The following is a 23,828-nucleotide window of genomic DNA, read 5'->3' on the forward strand; positions in this document are numbered from 1 at the left end:
CGGGATGGCGGTTACAGCCAGGCGGCGAGGAGTCGTTCGCGTAGCTGCTCCTTTTCCGCAGCGCCGATGAAGGCGTGTTCCAGCGCTTCCAGGTTACATTTCAGGAAATGTGCTTTTTCCCACTGAAAGGTATCGATCAGGTTCTGGTATTCCCGGCGAAGCGTTACATCACTGATGGTACGGGCGTCGGTGTTGATGCTGAGGGAGATCCCGCTCCGGTAAAGCTGATCAACGACATGATCCCGCATGGTGTCGTAGATATTGGTCTGAATATTACTCGTGGGACACACTTCCAGGTGGATGTTCAGCGCCTTCAAATGATCGATGAGTTGCGGATCTTCGATGCTCCTTACGCCGTGACCGATCCGTTGGGGATGGAAATTTTGGAGCGTTTCCCATACACTGTCCGCACCGCGGGCTTCTCCGGCGTGGGCGGTACAGTGAATACCTTTTTCCCGGGCGTATTGGAAGGCCTCGATATGAGCGTCGATCGGAAAACCGGCTTCATCGGCCGCGATATCGAAACCGACGACGGAAGTGCCGGCAAATTGCTCCACCAGGCGCACCGTTTCCAGGCTTTGTTCCCGGTTGTAGTGGCGAAGGGTGCACAGGATGAGGCCGGCTTTAACTCCCGTGCGGGCGATAGCCGCGACGGTCGCCTCGTTGATGATATCCACCACTTCCCGGGGAGTCAGCCCTTCTTCGGTATGCAATAAGGGAGCGAAGCGGATCTCGGCGTAGAGGACCCCGTCGGCGAGCAGCTGGTCAAACAGATCGTCGGTAACGAGTCGCAGTGCTTCCCCGGTCTGCATCAATTTGACGCCGTTGATGGCACGCGTCAGAAAATCCGCCAGATCGTGACATTTTGGAGGTCCGATGAAGGCAGCGCGGTACTCCGCTTCGGAGATATCCGGCCGGAGCTTTTGGACCACCTGATAACTCAGGGAGCAGTCCAGATGCAGGTGCAATTCTATTTTGGGTAGTTGTAGCAATTCCATGTTTTCCGATCAGTCGCCAAGATAAGCTTTTTCGAATTCTGCTTTCAGCCTCTCGATATCCGCTGGTTCGTATTTTCGGGAAAAATGTACCGGGATCGCTTCCGCCACCCGGCACTGCCGCATGATCTTTCCCGATGCTACGGAATAACTGTGGCGGTGCGCCTCGGCCAGCGCCCGGTCTTCCTCCTGGAAGAAGCTTTCGATATACACCCGGTGGCAATCCGTAAAAAGGCCTTGGATCCGTTCGTGATTAGCGGCATCGGCCCCGTGATCCATGATCACGCCCAGGGTGTCTCCTTTTTTGATAAACAGCAAATGAAAGAGTTCCGCCGCACGCATGCGGTTGCCTTCCACCTCCAGCAGCCGGTCCCCATCCTCCGCCTCGTAAGCCTCCTTCAGTACCCGCACCCATTTTCCAGCCCGAAAATTACTCGCCTCCATATCGATCTTTACGGTATCCACTTCGCGAAAGAGATAGGCTACGGAGGGAATCTTGTGATCCAGCACGGTGAATTCCACCGAGAACTGCTCGTCTGCAAAAATTACCGGGCCGGTAAGGTCTGCCTCTGCCTGCAATTCCCAGAGTGGCGGCGATAACTTAAAAACTTTTATCCGGTCACCATCCGTCACCTCCCGAACCTGATAGCAAATGGCTTCCGGATCGATCAGATTCCAGGTATAACTCTGCAATCGGGATTGTACCTGCCGGGCAATTTGCGGCGGTCCGCAAATGATAACCTCCCGGGCGATCCCCAACTGGTGCCGCAGTATCCAGTCGAAATTACAAAAGTGATCGAAATGGGTGTGGCTGATGAAAATAGCGCGGGTATCCTGACATTCTTTCACGGTCAGGCCGCCGGCGTCCCCGCAATCACAGAGGTAGTTCCAGGGGTGATTGTCCGGCCGGACCAGAATGCAGATGTCTTCGTCTTCTTTGCTTTTTATTTTGGATTGGAGCATGGGTTTGGGAGTTAGGGGTTAGGTGTCAGAAATCAGGGGTCAGGTGTCGGGGGGGCAGGGGTCAGAAATTAGGGGTCAGGGGATGCGCTCTACTCCATTCTCTTTACAGCATCCAAGATACGATCCGGCAGGTTATATTCGTGGCTCATTTCCTTCATTTTCCGGTGGAATGCATCCTGGTAGTAGGCCGGCATCTGGTGACTGTCTCCAAAGAAACGGAGATAGCGGGCTTCCAGTTCCGGATAGTGTTTTTTAATTGCATGCAGCATGAGGGTTTTGCTGTCCGCCCGGCCGTCTCCGAAAAGGGTAATGGTTGCCGGTAGCAGGTAGTGCGCGGCGGCCGCTTTAAAGGTGGAGAACAAGGTGTGGAGACTCGCGGTCGTATCCGAAATATAGGGCAACAGCGGCATCATACTCACTCCACTTAATAATCCGGTATCGACCATTTGTTGCAGGGCTTCCAGGCGATGGCTCGGTGGTGTCGCTCCGGGTTCGAAAATCTTGCCGATCCCATCGTCCAGGGTAGAGAAAGAAAATGAAACGATCACTCCCCTTCCCAGATCGGGCTGCAGGTCTTCCGGCAGGATGGCCGTTTTGTTGATGCGATGCAACAGATCCAGATCGCGGAGGATGAGGTCCGATTTGGTGATCAGATGTACCGGAAAACGGTGCTGGGCGATCACCTCCAGCGCCCGCCGGGTCAGTTCGTAGCGTTTTTCGATCCGGAGGTAGGGATCGGTGGCCGAAGAAAGTACGATGATACCGTACTGCCCCTTGGCCGCCCGATGTGCCAGTTGCTGCTCCAGTAAATCGATAGCATTCGTCTTTACGGAAAGACTTTCTTCCAGATTAGTCCCGTACTTACTGCCCCGGATATAGCAATACAGGCAGTTGAAGGAGCAACTGCTGTAGAGGTTGAGGGTATAGTCATCCAAAAACCAACTATCCCGTTGCTTAGTCTTATTCAGGATCGTTTTAACCGTTATCTCCTTGGGCATGTTGGTGTCGGGCCAGGCCGATTTTTATTTTGGTGCGAAACCAGCCGGGCACCTGATCCTCGTTCTGGATCCGGAGTCGGTTTTCCGCAATAATATCCGGATGAAATCTGGCCGTTGTTTTCGCCGCCCAACCAACGCCCTGCCGGACCTCCTTATTCCGGGTGTTGCACAGGGACAGGAGTAAGGCGAAGACCCGGCGTACGGCCGTTTTTTCCAAGCCCTTTTTGATGGCGTAGTGGGAACCGGCGCCCAGCGAACGGACCACCCAGAAACTGGGATGCCGGGCCAGCCGCTCCAGTTCCGGCAGTGTGCGCTCCGGCTGATGAAGCAGCGCATAGCCAAATACCCGTTCTCCGATAATATCACAGACGTACCACTGCTCCCCGGCGGCGATGTATTCGGCCGCCTTTCCGAAGGAAGGCAGAAAATGGGCGGTAAGTCTCTCCTGTAGCATAATGCCCAGCAGTACATTGCCACCGATGGTCCTGAGGGCAGCGATCCGGTCGCAAAACGCAAGCTGTTCCGTTTCCGGTAGGCATTCGTACAGGCCGCGGGTAAAGGTTTCCAGCAACGGGAACTTTACCTTATGTTGGAGCATTTCGGTTTCGCAACACGCTACGGCCTCCGCCGGGCCCTGCTCGCGGTAGGCGGCGCAAACCTTTTCCAAAGCGGCAAGAATTTCTCCTTTGCGGGTGATCTTTCTCATAAGCCGTACCGTTTACTGCCGGGTGCCGGGCGACCAGAAGGGGTCTCCGGCCGGAATAAATTCCACCGGTACTTCCGAGATGAAAGTCTTCAGCCAATCGGCACAATACGCCATGCCGGCTTCTTCCGAGTTGGCGTGCCCCAGCAGGATCAGCGCTTTCTTTTTGCCCATGGAAACCGCGTCGCGGATGTATTCCACGGTTTCCCATTCCGGTACTTCACCGGCGATCACTACTTCGACGTCATCGCGCTGCAGGCTCTCGATCTGGCGCATGGAACCGGCCGCTCCCAGGACCAGACCGATCCGGCTCACTTCGGTATCGATATCGCCCACCACCCGGATGGTAGATCGCGCAAATTTCTTTTTCAGTTGTTTGGCCAGCTTTTTCAGGCTCATCGGCGGGAGGTCGTAATAGTACTGGCTGCCATCGCGGCTGTAGGCTTCCCAGCCCAGTTTGGCAGTCATTCCCTTGTAGATCCCGTCCGGTGCCGTGCGGTGCCAGTGATCGTGAAAACGAAAGACGATCATGTCATTGTCTGCAATGAATTTTTGTTTGGCGGCCAGTACTTCATCGTCGCCGTACTGTTCCGTCCGGTCGAAGTGATTGTAGAAAGTCGGTTCGTGGGTAATCACGAAATTCAGGCCCCGGGCCTTGGCCCTTTTCAACACATCCAGCGTGGCCAGGAAGGTAGTGGCAATACCGGTGACTTCCACATCCGGACCGCCACCTTTATAGGTATCTACGGTTTCGGTGGCCCAATCGCAGGTCAGTTGCGCTTTGATCTTATCGAGCAATTCACCGGCGGTGACCGCAAGCGGGGGAATGGGTTCGGGTTGACCGGCAGAGACAAAGGTCAGCAGCAGCAACGGGAGTAACACCCAGGTGAAACGGGAGGAGATTGGCTTCATTTTTTCCGTCCAATTTCCCATTTCTGATCCGCTATTCCAAAGAATTACTACAATTAAAATGGAAGGTACCGACTTAGAGTTTCAGCATTTTTGCCTCCGGTAGATGTTGATCCACGATCTGGCGACCGAGATTGTACCAGTGCCGGCATTCGTCCAGTACCCAGCCGTCCGAGCTGATCACCACCGCATCCCCCTCCGCCAGTACCTTATCGGGATTGAAGACTAGTTCCACCTCCCAGTGGTAATGGTTTTGTTCGCTGAGTTCCAGCAAAAAGGTCTTCAGTCGGCCGCTGTTCGAGATCGGACGGTCCAGCAACCAGCGGACGGGACCGGTACCGAGTTCCTGCAGGGTATCACCGACCAGCGTGATGGCCGTCTCGGTCTTAACCACCCGCTTGTAGGAACCGTGCACACTGGAAATATCCCGGTAGAGGCCGTCCCGGCAGGGAAAGATATAGGCTCCCGACAAAGCGCTTTCCAGCAGGATCAGCAGATTAAAGCCGTCGATGGCTACGGCCTGCCCCCTGATCTCTTCTGCCTGCAGCGCCTTGCTTTGTCTGCGCCGGAGCTCCTGATCGGAGGCGCTCATACGCATGACGGCTTTGCGTTGTCTTTTGTTCAGCCGGTAGCGGTTCCCTACCAGTTCCAGGGCGGAGTTGGTGCCGTAGCCGCGGGTGAGCAGATGGGAATGATCCTCGACCGCTTCGAGAACGGCCGAACGGGATTTAGGGCCGAAGAGCGAAGCATCTTTGGGATGTTGGCCACGATTGCGCTTGGGAGTATTCAAGAGTTTCAGTTTTTTCATTTGGCCATTTTCAGATCTGATGACGGAACTGCAAATAGCGTCCTAAACATCGAAAAAGCTACTTATTAACAATATGCTTACAAGCCCAGTGTCATTTGCTGGTTTTCGTGCCGATTGCCGGATCACCGGACCGCTCTTCCGGAAAGGTAACCCTCTTTTGCCCGCCGACAGTTCCTCCGGGAAGGCTAAATCCATTTTTAATATGGATTGAAATAAAAAAAAATTCAGTGACCAATCGCACCACTTCCCGGCATAGACCTACCGTCAGCGGGGCATTCCCCGTCCTTACGTCAAATTAGCAATTGAAATAATTTGTTTTTATCCAACACTACGCTTGTTTGGTGTATAAATTTTGTATATATTGAAAATCAAATAGTTGTATACAAGATAAATAATTGTCCTCTCATTATACAGTAGCCCTTCTTTTGAGCCTCGTTTGATCTAATTTTTTCCAAAAATCTTTTTTGGCAAACCCCGGTTTGCCCGGTATTCTATTGTTTAACATCATCCCTCGAAGCATGACGAATCTTAACTATGTACAACCAAACGCACTTTCTACGATCTATTCACTTCCACCACCTGCTGATCTAGGCGTACCGCTCTATCCGAGTTAACCGATCTCCGGTTCTCCGATCAGTTTGCCCGTTATTCGGGCTAAGAGTTTCCCATTCCACTATTTTTTCTGACCGATAGTGTGGTTCATCCAGTGTGATTCCCACTAAACGCTAATGCTATGTACTGCCGGCCCGGACCTGCTGCCCGGGCCCGGAGAAGAACTATCCATATTCATTTTTTTACAAAAACCGATTTTTAAATTAACTAAAGCAATTATGACCAGTTTTTTAGCTACAACCATTCCCAAAAAATCGCAATTGAAAAATTGCCTTGACCAAAACCTGAGATACCTGCTCCTCGGCGCGCTCTGTCTGCTCTTTTCCTGGAGTACCCAACAGCAGGTCTACGCACAGTGCTCAGCGATTTCCAGTATTAATCTTGCGGCCAACAACCCGGCGGATTCCGATGTCTACTTCGGCGACGGGAGCAATGCTTACGTAATCGAATCCCTGGAACCCAGAGACTACGAATGCTTCGATGTGGTTCCCTTCCTGGTGGAATTGGAAATTGCCGCCGATGCCCAGTGCGAAGATTACGTGGTAGAGCTGCCGATGCAGTGGCTCTGCAACACCACCGGACAGGGCGGTATCGGAGTAACCGCGGTGATCGATTACCAGATCAATCCTTCTTCCGATCCGGGTTCGGCCAACCTAGACGGCGATGAACAGATCATCCTGGTAAACAATTACCCGGTAACGGACGGAATTCCGCTGGAAACACCCAACGGAAGTTGCGACTTTAACGCGCTGTTTGAAGTATCCGGTCTGGATCCGGGCGATAAAGTGATCGTGCGGATCGACGTTCTGCTCGACTGCGATCTTACCTCCAGCCCTACCGGAAATATCCAGGCCAATCTGGGTACTTTCCAGAATATCCGGATCATTTCCGGCGTCGGCTCCAACTGTACCTGTAATAATCTACAGGGCGGCGCGCAGACCATTCCCTGGAAGGTAGGCCTGCCCGAATGTGAGATCGCCTGTACAATCACCAAGGATCAGGATGTCAGTTGCAACGGCGGTACAGACGGAGCCGCAACCGTAAATGTAACCGGCAATTTCGGCACGGTAACTTACGCCTGGCCCGGCGGACAGAGCACCCAGAGTGTTTCCAATCTTGCGGCCGGCACCTACGAAGTGACCGTTTCCGATGAGATCGTAGATTGTTCTTCCACCTGTATGGTGACCATCAACGAACCGCCCGCCCTGAGTTGTAATGCTTCCGCCTCGGATGCGACCTGCTTCGGCGATAGTGACGGTTCTATTTCGGTAAGCGGCAGCGGTGGCACCCCACCCTACCAGTACAGTATCGATGGCGGTACGACCTACCAGGCTTCCGGGACTTTTGACAATCTCAGCGCCGGCATGTATACCGTCACCGTACGGGATGCCAATGATTGTACCAGTACCTGCAACGCGACCGTCGGCCAGCCCGATGCCCTCAGCTGTGACATAACGCCTTCCGACGTAAGCTGCTTTGGCGGTAATGACGGGTCCATTTCCGTGTCCGGTAGCGGTGGAACGACGCCTTACGAGTACAGTATCGACGGGGGTACGACCTACCAGGGCTCCGGAACTTTTAACAATCTCAGCGCTGGCATGTATGTCGTTACCATTCGCGATGCGAATGGCTGTACGACCACCTGCGACGGAACCGTGGAGCAACCCGATGCCCTCAGCTGCGACGCCACCCCGTCCGATGTAAGTTGCTACGGCGGTAGTGACGGGTCCATTTCCGTGTCCGGTAGCGGTGGAACTGCGCCGTATGAATACAGCATCGACGGCGGAACCACCTACCAGGCTTCCGGCGCTTTTAACAACCTGAGCGCCGGTATGTACACGGTTACGGTCCGCGATGCTAATGGTTGTACGTCTAGCTGCGATGCAACGGTAGAGCAGCCCGACGCCCTCAGCTGCGACGCCACCCCGTCCGATGTGAGCTGCTTTGGTGGGAGTGACGGATCCATTTCCGTGTCCGGTAGCGGCGGAACGACGCCTTACGAGTACAGTATCGACGGGGGTACGACCTATCAGGCTTCCGGAGTTTTCAACAATCTCAGTGCCGGCATGTATACCGTTACCATCCGCGATGCGAATGGTTGCACAACTACCTGTGATGCGACCGTTGAACAGCCCGATGCCCTCAGCTGCGATGCTACGCCTTCCGATGCAAGCTGCTTTGGTGGCAGTGACGGGTCCATTTCCGTGTCCGGTAGCGGCGGAACTGCCCCGTATGAATACAGCATCGACGGCGGAACCACCTACCAGGCCTCTGGAACCTTTGACAATCTCAGTGCCGGAATGTATACCGTTACGGTGCGGGATGCCAACGGTTGTACGTCTACCTGTGACGCCACCGTAGACCAACCCGATGCCCTCAGCTGCGATGCTACGCCAACTGATGCCAGTTGTAATGGTGTGGCAGACGGATCTATTTCCGTAAGCGGTAGTGGCGGAACCGCGCCTTACGAATACAGCATCGACGGCGGTACGACTTACCAGGCTTCCGGCACGTTTGACAATCTCAGTGCCGGGATGTATACCGTTACCGTACGCGACGCTAATGGCTGTACGTCCACCTGCGATGCAACGGTAGGCCAACCTTCCGATCTGACTTGTGATGCTACGCCCTCCGATGTAAGCTGCTTCGGCGACAGTGACGGATCTATTTCCGTAGCCGGTAGCGGTGGAACCGGACCTTACGAGTACAGCATCGACGGCGGTACCACCTATCAGGCTTCCGGGACTTTTGATAACCTCAGCGCCGGAATGTATACCGTTACGGTGCGGGATGCCAACGGCTGTACCTCTACCTGTGATACCACGGTAGATCAACCCGATGCATTGACCTGCGAAGCGACACCGTCCGACGTAAGCTGCTTCGGCGGCAGTGACGGGTCTGTTTCCGTATCCGGTAGCGGTGGAACTGCACCTTATGAGTACAGTATTGACGGCGGTACGACCTACCAGGGCTCCGGAGTTTTTAACAACCTCAGCGCCGGCATGTATACCGTTACGGTGCGCGATGCCAACGGCTGTACCTCTACCTGTGATGCTACGGTAGACCAACCTGATGCACTCACCTGCGACGCCACACCCTCCGATGTAAGCTGCTTCGACGGCAGTGACGGATCTATATCCGTTTCCGGTAGCGGTGGTACCGCGCCATATGAGTACAGCATCGACGGAGGAACCACCTACCAGGGCTCCGGAGTTTTTAACAACCTCAGCGCCGGTATGTATACCGTTACCGTACGTGATGCCAACGGCTGTACTTCTACCTGTGATGCCACCGTGGATCAACCCGATGCACTCACCTGCGATGCGACACCGTCCGACGTAAGCTGCTTCGACGGCAGTGACGGATCTGTTTCCGTATCCGGTAGTGGCGGAACTGCGCCTTACGAATACAGCATCGACGGCGGTACGACCTATCAGGCCTCCGGGACTTTTGATAACCTTAGCGCCGGAATGTATACCGTCACCGTGCGCGATGCCAACGGCTGTACCTCTACTTGTGACGCCACTGTAGACCAACCCGATGCATTGACCTGCGACGCTACACCGTCCGACGCCAGTTGCAATGGTGCAACTGATGGTTCCATCTCCGTAGTTGGTAGCGGCGGAACCGCTCCCTACGAATACAGTATTGACGGCGGTACCACTTATCAGGCTTCCGGGACTTTTGATAATCTCGGTGCCGGCATGTACACGGTTACCGTGCGCGATGCCAACGGTTGTACGTCTACATGTGACGCCACTGTAGGCCAACCCTCAGATCTGACCTGTGACGCCACGCCATCCGATGTAAGTTGTTTCGGTGGCGCCGACGGATTTATCTCCGTATCCGGTAGCGGTGGAACTGCGCCTTACGAGTACAGCATCGACGGCGGTACGACCTATCAGGCTTCCGGAACGTTTGATAATCTCAGCGCCGGCATGTATACCGTCACCGTGCGCGATGCAAATGGTTGTACGTCCACCTGTGAAGCAACGGTAGACCAACCCGATGCCCTCAGCTGTGACGCTACACCATCCGACGTAAGCTGCTTCGACGGCAGTGACGGATCTATTTCCGTATCCGGTAGCGGCGGAACCGCGCCTTACGAATACAGCATCGACGGTGGTACGACTTTCCAGGCCTCCGGGACTTTTGATAATCTCAGTGCCGGGATGTATACCGTTACCGTGCGTGACGCCAACGGTTGTACTTCTACCTGTGACGCAACGGTAGACCAACCCGATGCCCTCAGCTGCGACGCTACGCCATCCGATGTAAGCTGCTTCGACGGCAGTGACGGATCTATTTCAGTTTCCGGTAGCGGCGGAACCGCGCCTTACGAATACAGCATCGACGGTGGTGCGACTTTCCAGGCCTCCGGGACTTTTGATAATCTCAGTGCCGGGATGTATACCGTGACCGTGCGGGATGCCAATGGTTGTACTTCTACCTGTGATGCCGCCGTAGACCAGCCCGATGCCCTCAGCTGTGACGCTACGCCATCAGATGTAAGCTGCTTCGACGGCAGTGACGGATCTATTTCCGTTGCCGGTAGCGGCGGAACTGCGCCTTACGAATACAGCATCGACGGCGGTACGACCTATCAGGCTTCCGGAACGTTTGATAATCTCAGCGCCGGAATGTATACCGTTACCGTGCGGGATGCCAACGGTTGTACCTCTACCTGTGACGCCACCGTAGACCAACCCGATGCCCTAAGCTGTGACGCTACGCCATCCGATGTAAGCTGCTTCGACGGCAGTGACGGATTTATTTCCGTTGCCGGTAGCGGCGGAACCGCACCTTACGAGTACAGCATCGACGGTGGTATGACTTACCAGGCCGCCGGGACTTTTGATAATCTTAGCGCCGGCATGTACACCGTTACCGTACGGGATGCCAACGGTTGTACGTCTACCTGTGACGCCACGGTTGACCAGCCCGATGAGTTGATCTGCACCGTCATCAACGACAGTGGAGAAAATACGATCTGCCTGGATGAATCCATTAGTCTGTCGGTTGATGTGACCGGGGGTACGATGCCTTACACCTACGCGTGGTCCAGCGACGGAAGCGCGGTATTCTCAGACGCCACCGGAGCCAGCACGACTGTTTCCAATGCTTCCGAAGGCACGGAAATCATTACGGTAGAGATCACCGATGCCAACGGCTGTATCACCACCTGTACGATCGAGATCATTTTCGAACGTTGTGTGGAGCTGTGCACCTGGACGCCCGGTTTCTGGAAAAATCATCCGGCCGAGGTTTGCGGTGTACTGGGAGGTACAGTAGTGAAGGAAAGAGGCAAGAGGAGTTGTACCGGCGATAGTGATAATATCGGTTTCTACCTGTGCGGTGAGCAGTATACTTTATCTGCATCCGATATTTCCTGCCTGTTCAGTTACAGCAACAGCACCCGTGGCCGGGGCCAGAAACTGCCCCTGGGTTGCTCCGACGATGTGGTGGAAATTGCCGAACGCTTTGCGGAATTCCCGAACGGCGAGACCCTGCTGCACCACATTCTGGCCGCAACGCTCAACCTGATCTACAACGGTGCTGATTTTGGTAATTTAGATAATGAATACCTGATCTGTGTTGAAGATACCGAACTGGACATTGCCGGTATTTTCAATGCGACTCCGGGAGTAGACGAAGCATACGCGATCAGTTTCTGTCCGGATGATTTCACTTCAGCGTCTCAATTATCTGCATATATCGATCCACTGACTGCTTTCAATGAATGTAATAATGATTGCGGATTACCCTCACAGATTGAGCAGGGGAGCATGGTGATCGGAGCTGATCCGATGGCCACCGAAATGCTCAACAACAATCTGACGGTCTATCCGAACCCGGCCAATGACCAGCTCAATTTGCGCTTCAAATTGGATTCGGATCAGGAGATCAGCATTCAGATCGCAGACAGCAACGGTCGGATATTCCGTACTAACCGGATCGAAGCCCAGCAGGGATGGAACATCCGGGAAATTGATCTGAGTGACCTGACCAATGGCATGTACGTGATCATTCTCAAGGACGAGAACGGCGTTCTAACCAAGCGTTTCGTCAAGGCCCGTAATTGATCACCCTGCTTTCTGATCAATTGGTACACCGTGCCACTTGAGTCAGTTTTACTCACTTCCCCCCTTAGAGGGTCTGGTTTTCCAGGCCCTCTTCTTTTATTTCGAAATAATTCGAAATTCCACTTCTTCCATTCGACAGTCTCCTGCATTAACCATTTCTCACATACATACAGGCCCTTTTTTCAGTAGTATATCTTCAGTTCACTACTGATCCACAACTATTTTTATTAAATACAAATAAAAACTATGTTTTCCCACGGTTGGCTTCCTGCCATATTTTGCTTATATTTGAAAACGTTTCCTCCAATTCATACGTGAAATATTGTCTTCTCTCCCTTTCACAACTATATTTTCCCTTTGGCTAATTGCATTTACCACAGGCGCTAAAGCGCTACAGCAATTTTTATATTCACACTTTTAGAGATAGAGATAAACCATAGCAGAAGGTGCTGTACCAATGGCTAACGGCCCAAGGTATGTCCGCACAACAAATTATTTTTAACAACCATCGTCATGAGAACACAGGAACAATCATCCCTTACGCTATCCTTAAAAGCTTTTTCGTATCAACTATTACCGTACGGTTAGACAACCGTTGCGCTTTTAAACCGCTTTTTAAAGTCTATCCACCACAATTAAAGTGAAGCAGCCCGACTGCCTTCACCTCGCTATCTCCATTTTCGACCTGATTCAAACAATACATCTACGTTGCTGATGTACCAACGTGGAGTGGGGTTCTATTGCCCCGTACAATCGTTGCACAAGTATTCATTTTTCAACCTAAACCTTTTAATTATTACACAATCTAACACCTCAAGATCATGACCAGTTTAATAGTTACAACCAAGTCCAAAAGCAAAAAAAACGGGCTAAAGCAGCAATTCTTTCTGCTGTTTAGCCTGGGGTGTTTGCTGTTTTTGGCGCTTACTCCCCAAACCATTTACGCACAGTGCTCCGCAATATCGAGCATTAACTTTGCGGCCAACAACCCGGCAGACACCGATATATACTGGGGTGACGGCAGTAATGCTTTTATCAGAGAATCCCTAGAACCACAGGATTACGAATGTTTTGACGTCGTACCATTCTTTGTGGAGTTGAGAATCGATCCGGACGCAGCCTGCACCGATTATGTCGTGGAGCTTCCCGTCTCCTGGTTGTGTAACACTACCGGTCAGGGCGGTATCGGTGTTACTGACGTTGTCAGTTTTCAACTCAATGATGCCAGCGATCCAGGCTCAGCCAATCTGGACGGCAACGAAATGATCATTAAGACCATGGAACAGATCAACGGTGATCCCCTTGGCACTAGCAACGGAAGTTGTACCTTGGATGCCGTCTTTGAAGTATCCGGTCTGGATCCGGGAGACGTTGTGATCGTCCGGATCGATGTATTGCTGGACTGTGATCTAACTTCCACGCCGACCGGTAATATTCAGGCCAATCTAGGTGCATTTCAGGACATTAAGATCCTCTTCGGAAACGGCATCGATTGCGGCTGTGATAATCTGCAAGGCGGCGCCCAGACGATCCCCTGGAAAGTGGGTCTTCCCGAGTGTGAGATCGCCTGTACCATTACCAAAAATCAGGATGCGAGCTGTAATGGATTCAGTGATGGATCCGCTACGGTAAACGTGACGGGTGCTTACGGAACCGTAACCTACGCCTGGCCCGGTGGTCAAACGACCGCTACGGTCAGTAATCTCGCAGCCGGCACCTACGAGGTAACGGTTTCCGATGAGATCATCGACTGTAATTCCACCTGCATGGTGACCATTAACGAACCACCCGCGCTGAACTGCTCCATCACCAAGACCAGTGATGTGAGCTGCTACGGTTTCAGTGACGGATCGGCCACGATCAGCGGCTCCGGCGGTACTCCCCCTTACTCCTTCAACTGGGGTGGCGCCGATCCAACAGCACTGTCGGCCGGGACCTATACCGCCACCGTAACCGATGCCAATGGATGTACCTCCACCTGCTCGGTGACTATCCTCCAGCCACTGGCACTGAGTTGCTCCATCACCAAAACCAGTGATGCCAGTTGTAACGGTTTCAATGACGGTTCGGCAACCATCAGTGGGGCCGGTGGAACACCGCCTTACTCCTTCAATTGGGGAGGCGCCGATCCCAACGCACTCGCGGCCGGCTCCTATACCGCTACCGTGACCGACGCCAATGGGTGTACCTCCACCTGTGATGTGACGATCGGTCAGCCTTCTGACCTGAGCTGCTCTATTACCAAGGACAGTGATGTGAGTTGCTACGGATTTAGTGACGGATCGGCCTCCATCAGTGCGGCCGGCGGTACGGCTCCCTATTCTTTCGACTGGGGTGGCGCGGATCCCAACGCACTCGCCGCCGGTTCCTACACCGCAACCGTGACCGATGCCAATGGGTGTACCTCCACCTGTTCCGTAACCATTCTCGAACCGCCCGCACTGACCTGCTCCATCACTAAGACCAGCGATGTAAGTTGCTACGGATTCAGTGACGGATCGGCAACGATCAGCGGGGCTGGTGGTACGACGCCCTATTCCTTTGATTGGGGTGGCGCAAATCCGAACGCACTCGCAGCCGGCACGTATACCGCTACCGTAACCGATGCCAACGGCTGTACTTCTACCTGTATGGTCACGATCGCCGAACCGCCCGCACTGAGCTGTTCCATTACTAAGGACAGTGATGTAAGCTGCTATGGATTCAGTGACGGATCGGCTTCTATCAGTGGGTCCGGTGGTACGCCGCCTTATTCCTTTAACTGGGGGGGTGCGAATCCCAATGCACTTGCCGCCGGTACTTATACCGCTACCGTGACCGATGCCAATGGATGTACCTCCACCTGCTCGGTGACCATCCTACAGCCACCGGCTTTGAGCTGTTCCATTTCTAAGGATAGTGATGTGAGTTGCTACGGTTTCTCCGACGGATCGGCAACCGTCAGCGGAAGTGGTGGTACGACTCCTTATTCCTTCAACTGGGGAGGTAAAAATCCGAATGCCCTTCCGGCCGGTACGCATACCGTGACGGTGACCGACGCCAACGGATGTACCTCTACCTGCTCGGTGACCATCAGTCAACCTCCGCCATTAAGCTGTTCGATTATCAACAACAGTGGCGTATCCGAGATCTGCCTGGGAGAATCCCTGGATCTGTCCGCCGGCCCGTCCGGTGGCACACCACCTTATACCTACGACTGGAGTAGCGACGGAAGTGCTAATTTCTCGAGTCCTTCCAGTTCGAGCACCACGGTGTCCGGCTTCGGTTTAGGTACCGAAACCATCACATTGGAAATCACCGACGCCAATGGTTGTGTCACAACCTGTACGATCGATATCACTACCGTTCGTTGTGTAGACGAATGCACCTGGACGCCGGGCTTCTGGAAAAACCATCCGGAAGAGATCTGCGGTCTGTTAGGCGGCAATGTGACCAAGTTCAAAGGCCAACGCAGCTGCAGCGGAGAAAGTCAGAATATCGGTTTTGAACTCTGTGGTACGCACTACACCCTGTCGGCCAGCGAGATCTCCTGTCTGTTTAACTACAGCAGCAGCACCCGCGGCCGGAAAACGCCTCCGGGTTGCACCCCGGAAGTGGTGGCTATCGCCGAACATTTTGCCCCGTATCCAAACGGTGAGACTTTACTCCACCACATCCTGGCGGCAAAACTGAACCTGATCTACAACGGAGCCAGCTTTGGTAATCTGGATGTCGGTGACCTCGTATGTGTCGATGAAGTGAACGGAGTGAATGTACCGAATATCTTCAACGGTACGCCCGATGCCAGCGCCAATGAGATCTGCGCCATCAATTTCTGTCTGAATGGTGCCACCTCGGCCTCGCAGCTATCCGCGTACATCAAACCGCTGACTGCATTCAACGAATGTAACAATACCTGTGGTCTGCCGTCCCAAAACCCATTCCTGGCTATTCCTCAGTTTACCGAACGGGTGAATACAGAGATGCGGGTATTCCCGAATCCGGCCAAAGATCAGGTCAACCTCCAGTTCAATCTGGATGCCGACCGCCAGATCAGTATCCGGGTAATGGATATGAACGGCAAGCTATACCGCACGATGCAAATTGACGCCATGCAGGGCGTGAACACGGAAACTATTGAATTGGACGGACTGTCCAGCGGACTGTATCTGATCCAGTTTACCGATGGTGAGCGGGTGCAGACCAAACGATTTATCCGTACCGAATAGTGATTGATTTAGACCTAAGTTAGCAAGCCCGGGGAGTATCGGGATGCCCATCGGCCGGATTTTAAAAAAAGGTCTGGCCCGGACGGTACTCCTACTCCCCGGCTGCTGCTGCCGACCGGGAGCTGCGATATTGATCCGGCTCCCCGTTTGCAACACGATCTGCTTGCGGCTAAACGCATTATCCGACCTAAAAGGTAGACCCCATCCAGGAAATACCATTTAGTGTCCCCTATTGAAATTTTTTTAAGTCCTCCCTGAGAGGGTCTGTACGCACAGATCCTCTTTTTTTTATTTACCGGAAAGAATACTGAAGAAGAGTAGGATGAATTGTAGTTCCAGGTTCAGCAGCGCTTTTTTCAGCTGGCGGATCGCCCGGCTGGTGTAATTGCGGGCCACCTGGTGGTTGAGGTCCAGGATCTGACAGATCTCCTGGTAGCTCATTTCTTCGAAATACCGGAGATAAAGGATCTCCCGCTGGTGATCGGGCAATTCGGCCATAGCGGCCCGAAGCCGGGCGCTGCGCCGTGCGGCCGACTCGTCGGCGATGAGCGCTTCATCTGGAGCCGGGGCGAACTGATCCTCCAGTGGCTCCGTGCGCTGGCGATAGCGATCCCGGGAATTTCGGGATTGTTGCTCGCGGGCAAGACGGGTAAAGATATTTCGTTTGACGGATTGGAACAGATACACTTCAAAGTTGGAAACCCGCCGTAGTTTTCGGCAGTTTTCGGCCAGATAGGTAAAAAGATCCTGCAGGATATCTTCGACAAAGGCGGGGTCCCGGCTGATCTGCAGTCCATAACGATACAGGCGGGGATAGTACAGCCGGTAGATCGTGCTGTAAGCCGCAACGCTTCCCTGGGACAGGGCTTTTACCAGAGCGTCTAATTCTTTCTTGTCGATCGTTTTATTTGGCTTCAAGATCCAGTGAGTAAAATACGAACACCAAAATACGCATTTTGCGTTTAAATCCCGGTGACCGCTCTGCCATTCTCGTGAAAAGGTCCGGGCTTTTTGCTATTTACAAACTGGTTTGCACGAAATGTGCGGTTAAGGTCAGCATTTGCTACATTTGCATGATTTAGCAACCCTTCAAAACGACTTTGACCCTTGAAAATCTCTTTCAACGTAGAATATCACACCCAATGGGGGCAGCGCATCGTCGTGATCGGCGACCGCAAGGAACTGGGAGCCGGCCATCCCGCCGATGGCCTGCGGCTGGATTACCTGGCCGACGGCAAATGGAAACAGAACGTACAACTGCCCGCAAGTGTCAAAAAACTCAAATACCGCTACGCCCTGGTCGATGACCACGGCAACGTGCTCGATGAGGAATGGAGTCACGACCGGGAGCTCAACCTGGCTAACTATAAGTCCGCCGAGGTCGAGATCTTTGATTTCTGGCGGCCCAAACACCATCCCGAAAACGGATTGGATAATTCCGCCTTTCAGGATGTCATCTTTCAGAAAAAGACCTACGCCGCACCGAGGACCAAGCTGACGGACGGCAGCGCCAGCATCCATTTCCGCCTGCAGGCGACACGGGTAGCGCCGGGGCAGCGGGTCTGCATTGTCGGTAATACGCCCGAGCTGGGCAATTGGGATACCACCCGGCCCCTGCTGCTCGGCAATAAAGATTATCCCGTATGGCAGGCGATGATCCCCGCTCCGCTTACCGCCAATATCGAATACAAATACGGGCTGTACGACACCGGGAGCAAACAGGTCGTCGTGCTCGAATCGGGACCCAATCGCCGGCTGTTCACCGACCTGCCGCTACGCCAGGAAGTGACCGTGATCAACGATATTTTCTTCAATTACCCGGGACCGGACTGGAAGGGAGCCGGACTGGCCATTCCCGTTTTCTCCCTGCGAACCAAAGACAGTTTCGGCGTCGGCGCATTCTCCGATATCCGGCTGCTGGTAGACTGGGCCCGTACCGTCGGCCTGAAAATGGTGCAGATCCTGCCCATCAACGATACTTCCGCGACCCTTAGCTGGAAAGATTCCTACCCGTACGCCGCCATTTCGGTATTTGCACTCCACCCGATGTATCTGGACCTGGAAAAACTGCCGGGCTTCAAACAGGCCGTTAAACAAAAAGAATACCGGGAACTGCAACAACAACTCAATGCGCTGGATCAGGTGGATTACGAAGCCGTGATCAGCGCCAAGCTCAAATACGCCCGCCAGGTATTCGACAAAAAGAAAACGACCTTCCTGAAAAGTAAGGCGTTCAATGATTTTCTGAAAAACAATCAGCACTGGCTGAAGCCGTACGCCTACTTCTGTACCCTGCGTGATCAGTACCGTACCTCTGATTTCAATCAGTGGGGCAAAGCCGGTACCTTTTCGGCTAAGAACCTGGAGGAGGCGACCGATCCCAGGCGTCAACGGTACGATGAGATCGCCTTCTATTATTACCTGCAGTTTTATCTGGATGAGCAATTGCTCGAAGTAGCGAATTACGCCCGGGAGCACCAGGTAATCCTGAAGGGAGACATTCCCATCGGTATCTACCGCTACAGCGTGGATGCCTGGACGCAACCGGAGCTGTACAACATGGACGCCCAGTCCGGAGCGCCGCCCGATCCGTTCTCCGATCTGGGACAGAACTGGGGATTCCCGACCTACAACTGGTCCGAAATGGCGAAAAACGGCTACCAGTGGTGGCAGAACCGCCTGCAGACCCTTTCCCGCTATTTCGACGCCTTCCGGATCGACCATATCCTGGGCTTTTTCCGGATCTGGCAGATCCCCTACGAGCAGATCGAAGGGACGCTGGGCTATTTCAATCCGGCCATTCCGGTAACCCGGCAGGAATTTCAGAACCGCGGTATTGAATTTGATCACGACCGCTTCTGCAAACCCTTCATCACTTCCGGGATCGTGCAGTCCGTTTTCGGCCAAAAGGCGGATTTCATCGTGCAGACCTTTCTGGAAAGCAGCGGCCACGATCGCTACCGCTTCCGCGAAGCATTCGATACCCAACGCAAGGTGCAGGACCACCTGCAGGAAATGGAACAGTACGGCGATCCGGAACTGAAATCGAAATTGTTCCAACTGCACAGCAATGTGCTCCTGATCGAGGATCCCAACGGTGGCGGTGAGGCCTTCCACCCGCGCATCGATCTGCAAAAGACCGCTTCCTACCAACACCTGGACGGTCATCTGCAACACCACCTGAATGAGATCTACCACGACTATTTCTACCACCGGCAGGAAGAATTCTGGCGGGAACAGGCGATGACCAAACTCCCGGCCATCAAAGAGGCCACCAATATGCTGATCTGCGGGGAAGACCTGGGGATGATCCCGGCCTGCGTCCCCGAAGTGATGCGCAATCTGGACCTCTTCACCCTCGAAATCCAGCGGATGTCCAAGAATCCGGAGACGGAATTCCTGCAGGCCCGCGATATTCCGTATTTCTCGGTTTGCAGCCCCTCTACCCACGATATGACGCCCATCCGCGCCTGGTGGGAGGAAAGTGACCGCAGCCAGATCCAGCGCTTCTACCAGCAGGAACTGCAGTTCGGCGGAGCGGCTCCGGAAACCTGTGAGACCTACGTCGCCGAAAAGGTGATCCTGCAGCATTTGCAGTTTCCCAGCATGTGGGCCGTCTTCCCGATCGCCGACCTCCTGGGTATCGACGCCGAATTACGCCACCCGGAACCGATGGCGGAACGGATCAACATTCCGGCTAATCCGCAGCACTACTGGCGCTACCGGCTACACGTGAGCCTGGAAGACCTGATCGCGGCGGATACGTATAATCATCATTTGCGGGATTTGTTGGTTGGGACGAATCGGGGGTAAGCTAAATGTGTTGAGGTGTTGAGGTTGGAAGGTGTGAATGTTGGGCCATTCGTTAGATATCAGCCTATTGGTATTCGACGGAGTTGGGTTGTAGGCTATGTTTATTCCGTTTCGTTTAATAGGCCATCTATACTACAAACAATTGTCACCTGCGTATCCCAAATTGCACAGTTAGGTACAGCGCACCGATCACGGAGAATGGCTTGTGCAATTTGACATACACACAATTGTCACCGGAAGCTTTCCAGTTTCGGGAATTATTGTATTTTTGCATCCGCTTCCTAAAAGCAATCGGCTATCCGCCGGAGCGTGATCCTCGATCCCTGCTCCCGGTCTTAGCCGAAACGGTCATTTAGCTCAGTTGGTTTAGAGCGCTGCTTTGACAGAGCAGAGGTCACTGGTTCGAATCCAGTAATGACCACTAGAATTTATAGGTGAGTGAATTGATGATATAGTAACTGGACACTTTCCTGCAAGAATTAGACCGGTTGGGCTTTGCCTGCCGGTTTTTGTTTTTTGGTAACCCTCCTTCTTTATTCGATCTTTTCTAATAAGGTCCCTACTTCAACCTGCAATCCCCTCGCAATCTGTACTAAATTCAATACTGCGACATTTCGTTCGCCTCGCTTTCCAGGTAGATCCAATATAGGTACGATCAAGATCCACCTGGAAAGCGAGTGCTTCCTGAGATAAGCCCTTTTGTTTTCGAATCCGGCGAATATTATCACCAAGTTGACAAAGGATCATTTGTTCTTCTTGCTTATAGGGCATATCATTTTAGGCGAAAGTTGAACAAAAGATACAATCCAAACAAATATAAGGAATGGGAATTAAATGAATTTTTTGTTGAGCATTGAATTTCAACAAGAAAGCTTTAGAAAGGTGGTGGGCCCTGCTCCAGCATCTAAGCAATGATGCCAAACTCGAACTGGCTTCCCGGCTGATCAATTCCCTCAAGTCGCCGGACGCTCCGAATGGAGAAGACGATGATCTAAAAAAGCTATACGGCGCCTGGAATGACGAAGCAGATATTATGTTGTTCAGATATTATTGAAAGTACATTTGCCCCGCAGATTGTACACCCTACTTCGCTGAGGTCAGTAAACTTATTGGACATATTAAAGGTGGGTCCGATTATCGGCGCTTTATAACATAGTGTTTATTGAGATCAGATGCCATTTCGCATCCTTTATCAATTTGTGAGCCGCTCCAATAAGGAAGCTGTTACAAATTGCCGGAGGTGCTACTTAAGAACACCTACTCCAGCTCCGTCATCCCATCAAACATCAATAAATTCCCTGATTTTCTTCACTAGCGCATCAATTGAAAAAGGCTTTTTCAGATAGGTATCCGCTCCGACGGCATTCGCTCGATTATCCACATTGATAACGATGCCGGACATCAGGATCATCGGTAGGTTTTTGGTCTTGTCCTGGGCGTCCAGGATCTGGATCAGGTCATCTCCTTCAATGTCGGGCAGGATGAGATCCAGAATCAGTAGATCGGGTAATTGCTCCGTTTTGCTTAAATAATCAATTACGTCCCGCCCCTTGTGAAAGGTCAGTACATCTATCGCTAATTTTCCTACAATTGACAACTTAAAAGCATGCAGCAGATCGAGATTGGCAGTATCATTATCCAACACATAGAGCATTTCAAAGTAATCAAATCGCTGAAACAAGAAGAAAATAGCATTAACATATTCCTATGCGGGTAACATTTGGGAACTGAAAAACATCATTGAGAGAGCGAAAATTCTAACAGAAGGCAGTACCCTCAACCTATCCAACTGGCAGGACCGGCCAACCGGTGAGGTTGAGCACCACCAATCGCAAAATTCCTGACTTTTGAAGAGATCCAAAGAAAAAACATCCTCGAAGCGCTGGAAAAAACCAACTGGCATGTCAGCGGCGTAGGCGGAGCCTCCAAATTATTGCAGATGAATGATCGCACCTTGATTTTCTAAAATGAAGAAGTTAGGCATTACTAGGGAGGAAAGAAATGCTAAATAATCCGCCTTCCAGAACGGACCTTTTAGGGGCTCATCCAATCACGCTTCTGGCTTAAACACCACCGATCCATAACATAATCCTCTGATACCAAAATAATATTAACAATTGTCACTATCTTTGGAAGAACACGATTTAAAGACGCTTTCTCGGCATCTATTACCATAACCTGTTTAGAGACCAGGCATTGCCATAAAAGCTTAGCAGCAGGCAATATTGGTCCAAAAAACGAAACCCAGTATTATGAATAGTTCCCAACTTCCCCCCCTGCAGGGTGAACTAGACAAACGTATTTCTCACCACCAGCCTAATTTCCGACAACTAGGTCGCTTTCTTTCATTAGCTGTAATTGTCAGTCTCCTGTTTGGAGCCTGCAATGTAAGCTCCTCCGGCTTGGAGCAAGAAGAGCTGTTCCCCAAACAGTTGGTAGCAGCTCCCATCCCCGAGATCAGCGACTTTTTCGAGGTCTTTACCATTGATCCGACTCTGGATACCACCTTCCAAACGCAATCGGGTACCCGGGTGTACGTGCCGGCCAATAGTATCGTTAATACGGAAGGTGCTTTGGTGAACGAAATGGTAGAGATTCGATTTAGAGAAATTCGCAAAGCCCACGAAATTATTGCCAGTGGTATTCCCATGCGGTATTTCGATGAAACGGGTAGTGAAAGCTGGATGCAGACCGCCGGCATGTTCGAAGTCAATGGCTCTCTTCGGGGAGAGCAGGTAGCCATTGCCGCGGGAAAAACCATTACGGTCGAATTTGCCGCCGAAACCAGCGAACCGGTGGATTTCTGGTACTTCGATGCAGTGAGTGGAAACTGGGCAAATAAAGCGCAGAACACCACGGGAACCGAAAATTTGCCCGTGTCCGACCCAGACGCCTTACCTGGTGAAGTCGCACCGCCGCCGCCACCGCCCATACAACCAGTTATCGGCAACCCCAAAAAGATACTCCCACCGTTAAAGATCGATTATAAATTTTTTCCGGAATTGAAGGAATTCCGAAACCTGGAATGGGAATACACCGGCCCCGCCGCGGACAATCCGCGCAACGATCCCTCCTTTTTCGATAAATGGGATAATCTGGTGATCAACAAGGGAACGGGCAGCAGCTACCGGCTCACCTTTTCCCGCTCCGGAGAAAGCCTGGACGTTCCCGTACGTCCCTGTTTCCGGCGGGCCAAGGACCTGGAAGCTTTCAATCAGAGTATGACCGCTTACCGTAAAAAGCAGCAGGAATACGATGCCTACGTAATACGCGAACAGGAACGGGAAACCTTTCGCCAGCGCCAGTATGGTTTTATTCGCCAGGTTAGCATCCAGGAATTCGGCATTTTTAACTGGGATTACCTGATCAAAGCGGACGTTGCGTTGCCGCTGGTGGCTGACTTTGACTTTGAAGTCCAACTACCGGAGCATCTGGAAAAAGATATCATCGTCTATCTGATCACCGGCGAAGGCCGCAGCGTCATTAGTTTTCCCAAATACGATTGGGCCCGGTTCTCCTATCGACCGGAAATGGATAACCGGCTGGTAGCCGTTTTGCCGGATGGCCGTGTGGCGGTTTTCTCCCAGGAGCAATTCAATGCGGAAAAGGATCAGCTGCAGAATGCCCGCAATCAAGCCTACCAATTCAAGATGAAGGTACTGCCGGACCGGGTCGATAACCTCCAGGACCTTGAGCAGATCGGCGATTGAGCCACTACCGAAAAATCGAATGGAAT

15 protein-coding genes and 1 tRNA gene are annotated in these 23,828 nt (G+C 52.6%); 7 read left to right on the top strand and 9 right to left on the bottom strand.

Translation table 11 applies throughout. The features are described from left to right. Window positions 1-11 precede the first annotated feature (11 nt). From add to CRP01_RS02020, 6 genes are all read right to left on the bottom strand, one after another. Window positions 12-998, bottom strand: a complete 987-nt coding sequence (gene add, locus CRP01_RS01995; RefSeq protein ID WP_099148320.1) for an adenosine deaminase — start codon at window positions 996-998, stop codon at window positions 12-14. A gap of 9 nt (window positions 999-1,007) precedes the next feature. Then, complete coding sequence (locus CRP01_RS02000) at window positions 1,008-1,958, bottom strand: MBL fold metallo-hydrolase (RefSeq protein WP_099148321.1); 951 nt, start codon at window positions 1,956-1,958, stop codon at window positions 1,008-1,010. A gap of 89 nt (window positions 1,959-2,047) precedes the next feature. Beyond that, entirely contained in the window at window positions 2,048-2,956 is a 909-nt protein-coding gene (locus tag CRP01_RS02005) for an SPL family radical SAM protein (protein ID WP_099148322.1), read from the bottom strand. Continuing rightward, window positions 2,934-3,662, bottom strand: coding sequence for a DNA alkylation repair protein (locus CRP01_RS02010; RefSeq protein ID WP_099148323.1), 729 nt, complete (start codon window positions 3,660-3,662; stop codon window positions 2,934-2,936). Before CRP01_RS02010 ends, CRP01_RS02005 begins: the two co-directional genes overlap by 23 nt. Before the next feature lie 12 nt (window positions 3,663-3,674). Continuing rightward, on the bottom strand, window positions 3,675-4,571 hold the full coding sequence (locus CRP01_RS02015; RefSeq protein WP_170110182.1) for a Nif3-like dinuclear metal center hexameric protein: 897 nt from the start codon (window positions 4,569-4,571) through the stop codon (window positions 3,675-3,677). A 73-nt stretch (window positions 4,572-4,644) separates the two neighbouring features. Next, a complete protein-coding gene (locus CRP01_RS02020; RefSeq protein ID WP_099148325.1) occupies window positions 4,645-5,376 on the bottom strand; it encodes a DUF434 domain-containing protein in 732 nt (243 codons plus the stop codon). A gap of 872 nt (window positions 5,377-6,248) precedes the next feature. Here CRP01_RS02020 and CRP01_RS02025 point away from each other — a divergent pair. Both CRP01_RS02025 and CRP01_RS02030 read left to right on the top strand, forming a co-directional pair. After that, complete coding sequence (locus CRP01_RS02025) at window positions 6,249-12,071, top strand: T9SS type A sorting domain-containing protein (protein ID WP_170110183.1); 5,823 nt, start codon at window positions 6,249-6,251, stop codon at window positions 12,069-12,071. Window positions 12,072-12,892: 821 nt separating this feature from the next. Then, complete coding sequence (locus CRP01_RS02030; protein ID WP_099148327.1) at window positions 12,893-16,279, top strand: T9SS type A sorting domain-containing protein; 3,387 nt, start codon at window positions 12,893-12,895, stop codon at window positions 16,277-16,279. Window positions 16,280-16,567: 288 nt separating this feature from the next. On the opposite strand, the gene CRP01_RS02035 is transcribed toward CRP01_RS02030, so the two are convergent. Further along, window positions 16,568-17,197: an RNA polymerase sigma factor gene (locus tag CRP01_RS02035; protein WP_170110184.1), complete on the bottom strand. Its 630-nt coding sequence runs from the start codon at window positions 17,195-17,197 to the stop codon at window positions 16,568-16,570. 189 nt (window positions 17,198-17,386) lie between these two features. Between CRP01_RS02035 and CRP01_RS02040 the strand changes: the two genes are divergently transcribed. Both CRP01_RS02040 and CRP01_RS02045 read left to right on the top strand, forming a co-directional pair. Next, window positions 17,387-20,092, top strand: coding sequence for a 4-alpha-glucanotransferase (locus CRP01_RS02040; RefSeq protein WP_099148329.1), 2,706 nt, complete (start codon window positions 17,387-17,389; stop codon window positions 20,090-20,092). 346 nt (window positions 20,093-20,438) lie between these two features. Continuing rightward, a tRNA-Val gene (locus tag CRP01_RS02045) sits at window positions 20,439-20,513 on the top strand. A gap of 143 nt (window positions 20,514-20,656) precedes the next feature. Here the strand turns inward: CRP01_RS02045 and CRP01_RS43395 are convergent. Continuing rightward, window positions 20,657-20,863: a helix-turn-helix domain-containing protein gene (locus CRP01_RS43395; protein ID WP_394337755.1), complete on the bottom strand. Its 207-nt coding sequence runs from the start codon at window positions 20,861-20,863 to the stop codon at window positions 20,657-20,659. Window positions 20,864-20,945: 82 nt separating this feature from the next. Between CRP01_RS43395 and CRP01_RS02055 the strand changes: the two genes are divergently transcribed. Further along, the gene (locus CRP01_RS02055) at window positions 20,946-21,146 is read left to right on the top strand and encodes a hypothetical protein (protein WP_099148330.1); all 201 of its coding nucleotides are present in this window, start codon (window positions 20,946-20,948) and stop codon (window positions 21,144-21,146) included. 225 nt (window positions 21,147-21,371) lie between these two features. Here CRP01_RS02055 and CRP01_RS02060 read toward each other — a convergent pair whose 3' ends face one another. Then, window positions 21,372-21,773 (bottom strand): response regulator, encoded by a 402-nt coding sequence (locus tag CRP01_RS02060; RefSeq protein WP_099148331.1) that lies wholly within the window; start codon window positions 21,771-21,773, stop codon window positions 21,372-21,374. Window positions 21,774-21,780: 7 nt separating this feature from the next. Between CRP01_RS02060 and CRP01_RS43605 the strand changes: the two genes are divergently transcribed. Further along, window positions 21,781-21,936, top strand: coding sequence for a hypothetical protein (locus tag CRP01_RS43605; protein WP_449401858.1), 156 nt, complete (start codon window positions 21,781-21,783; stop codon window positions 21,934-21,936). Window positions 21,937-22,344: 408 nt separating this feature from the next. Then, window positions 22,345-23,802, top strand: coding sequence for a hypothetical protein (locus tag CRP01_RS02065; protein WP_143473232.1), 1,458 nt, complete (start codon window positions 22,345-22,347; stop codon window positions 23,800-23,802). The last annotated feature ends 26 nt before the right edge of the window (window positions 23,803-23,828 follow it).

This window comes from Flavilitoribacter nigricans DSM 23189 = NBRC 102662, from assembly GCF_002646595.1.
In the GTDB taxonomy this organism is placed as follows: domain Bacteria; phylum Bacteroidota; class Bacteroidia; order Chitinophagales; family Saprospiraceae; genus Flavilitoribacter; species Flavilitoribacter nigricans.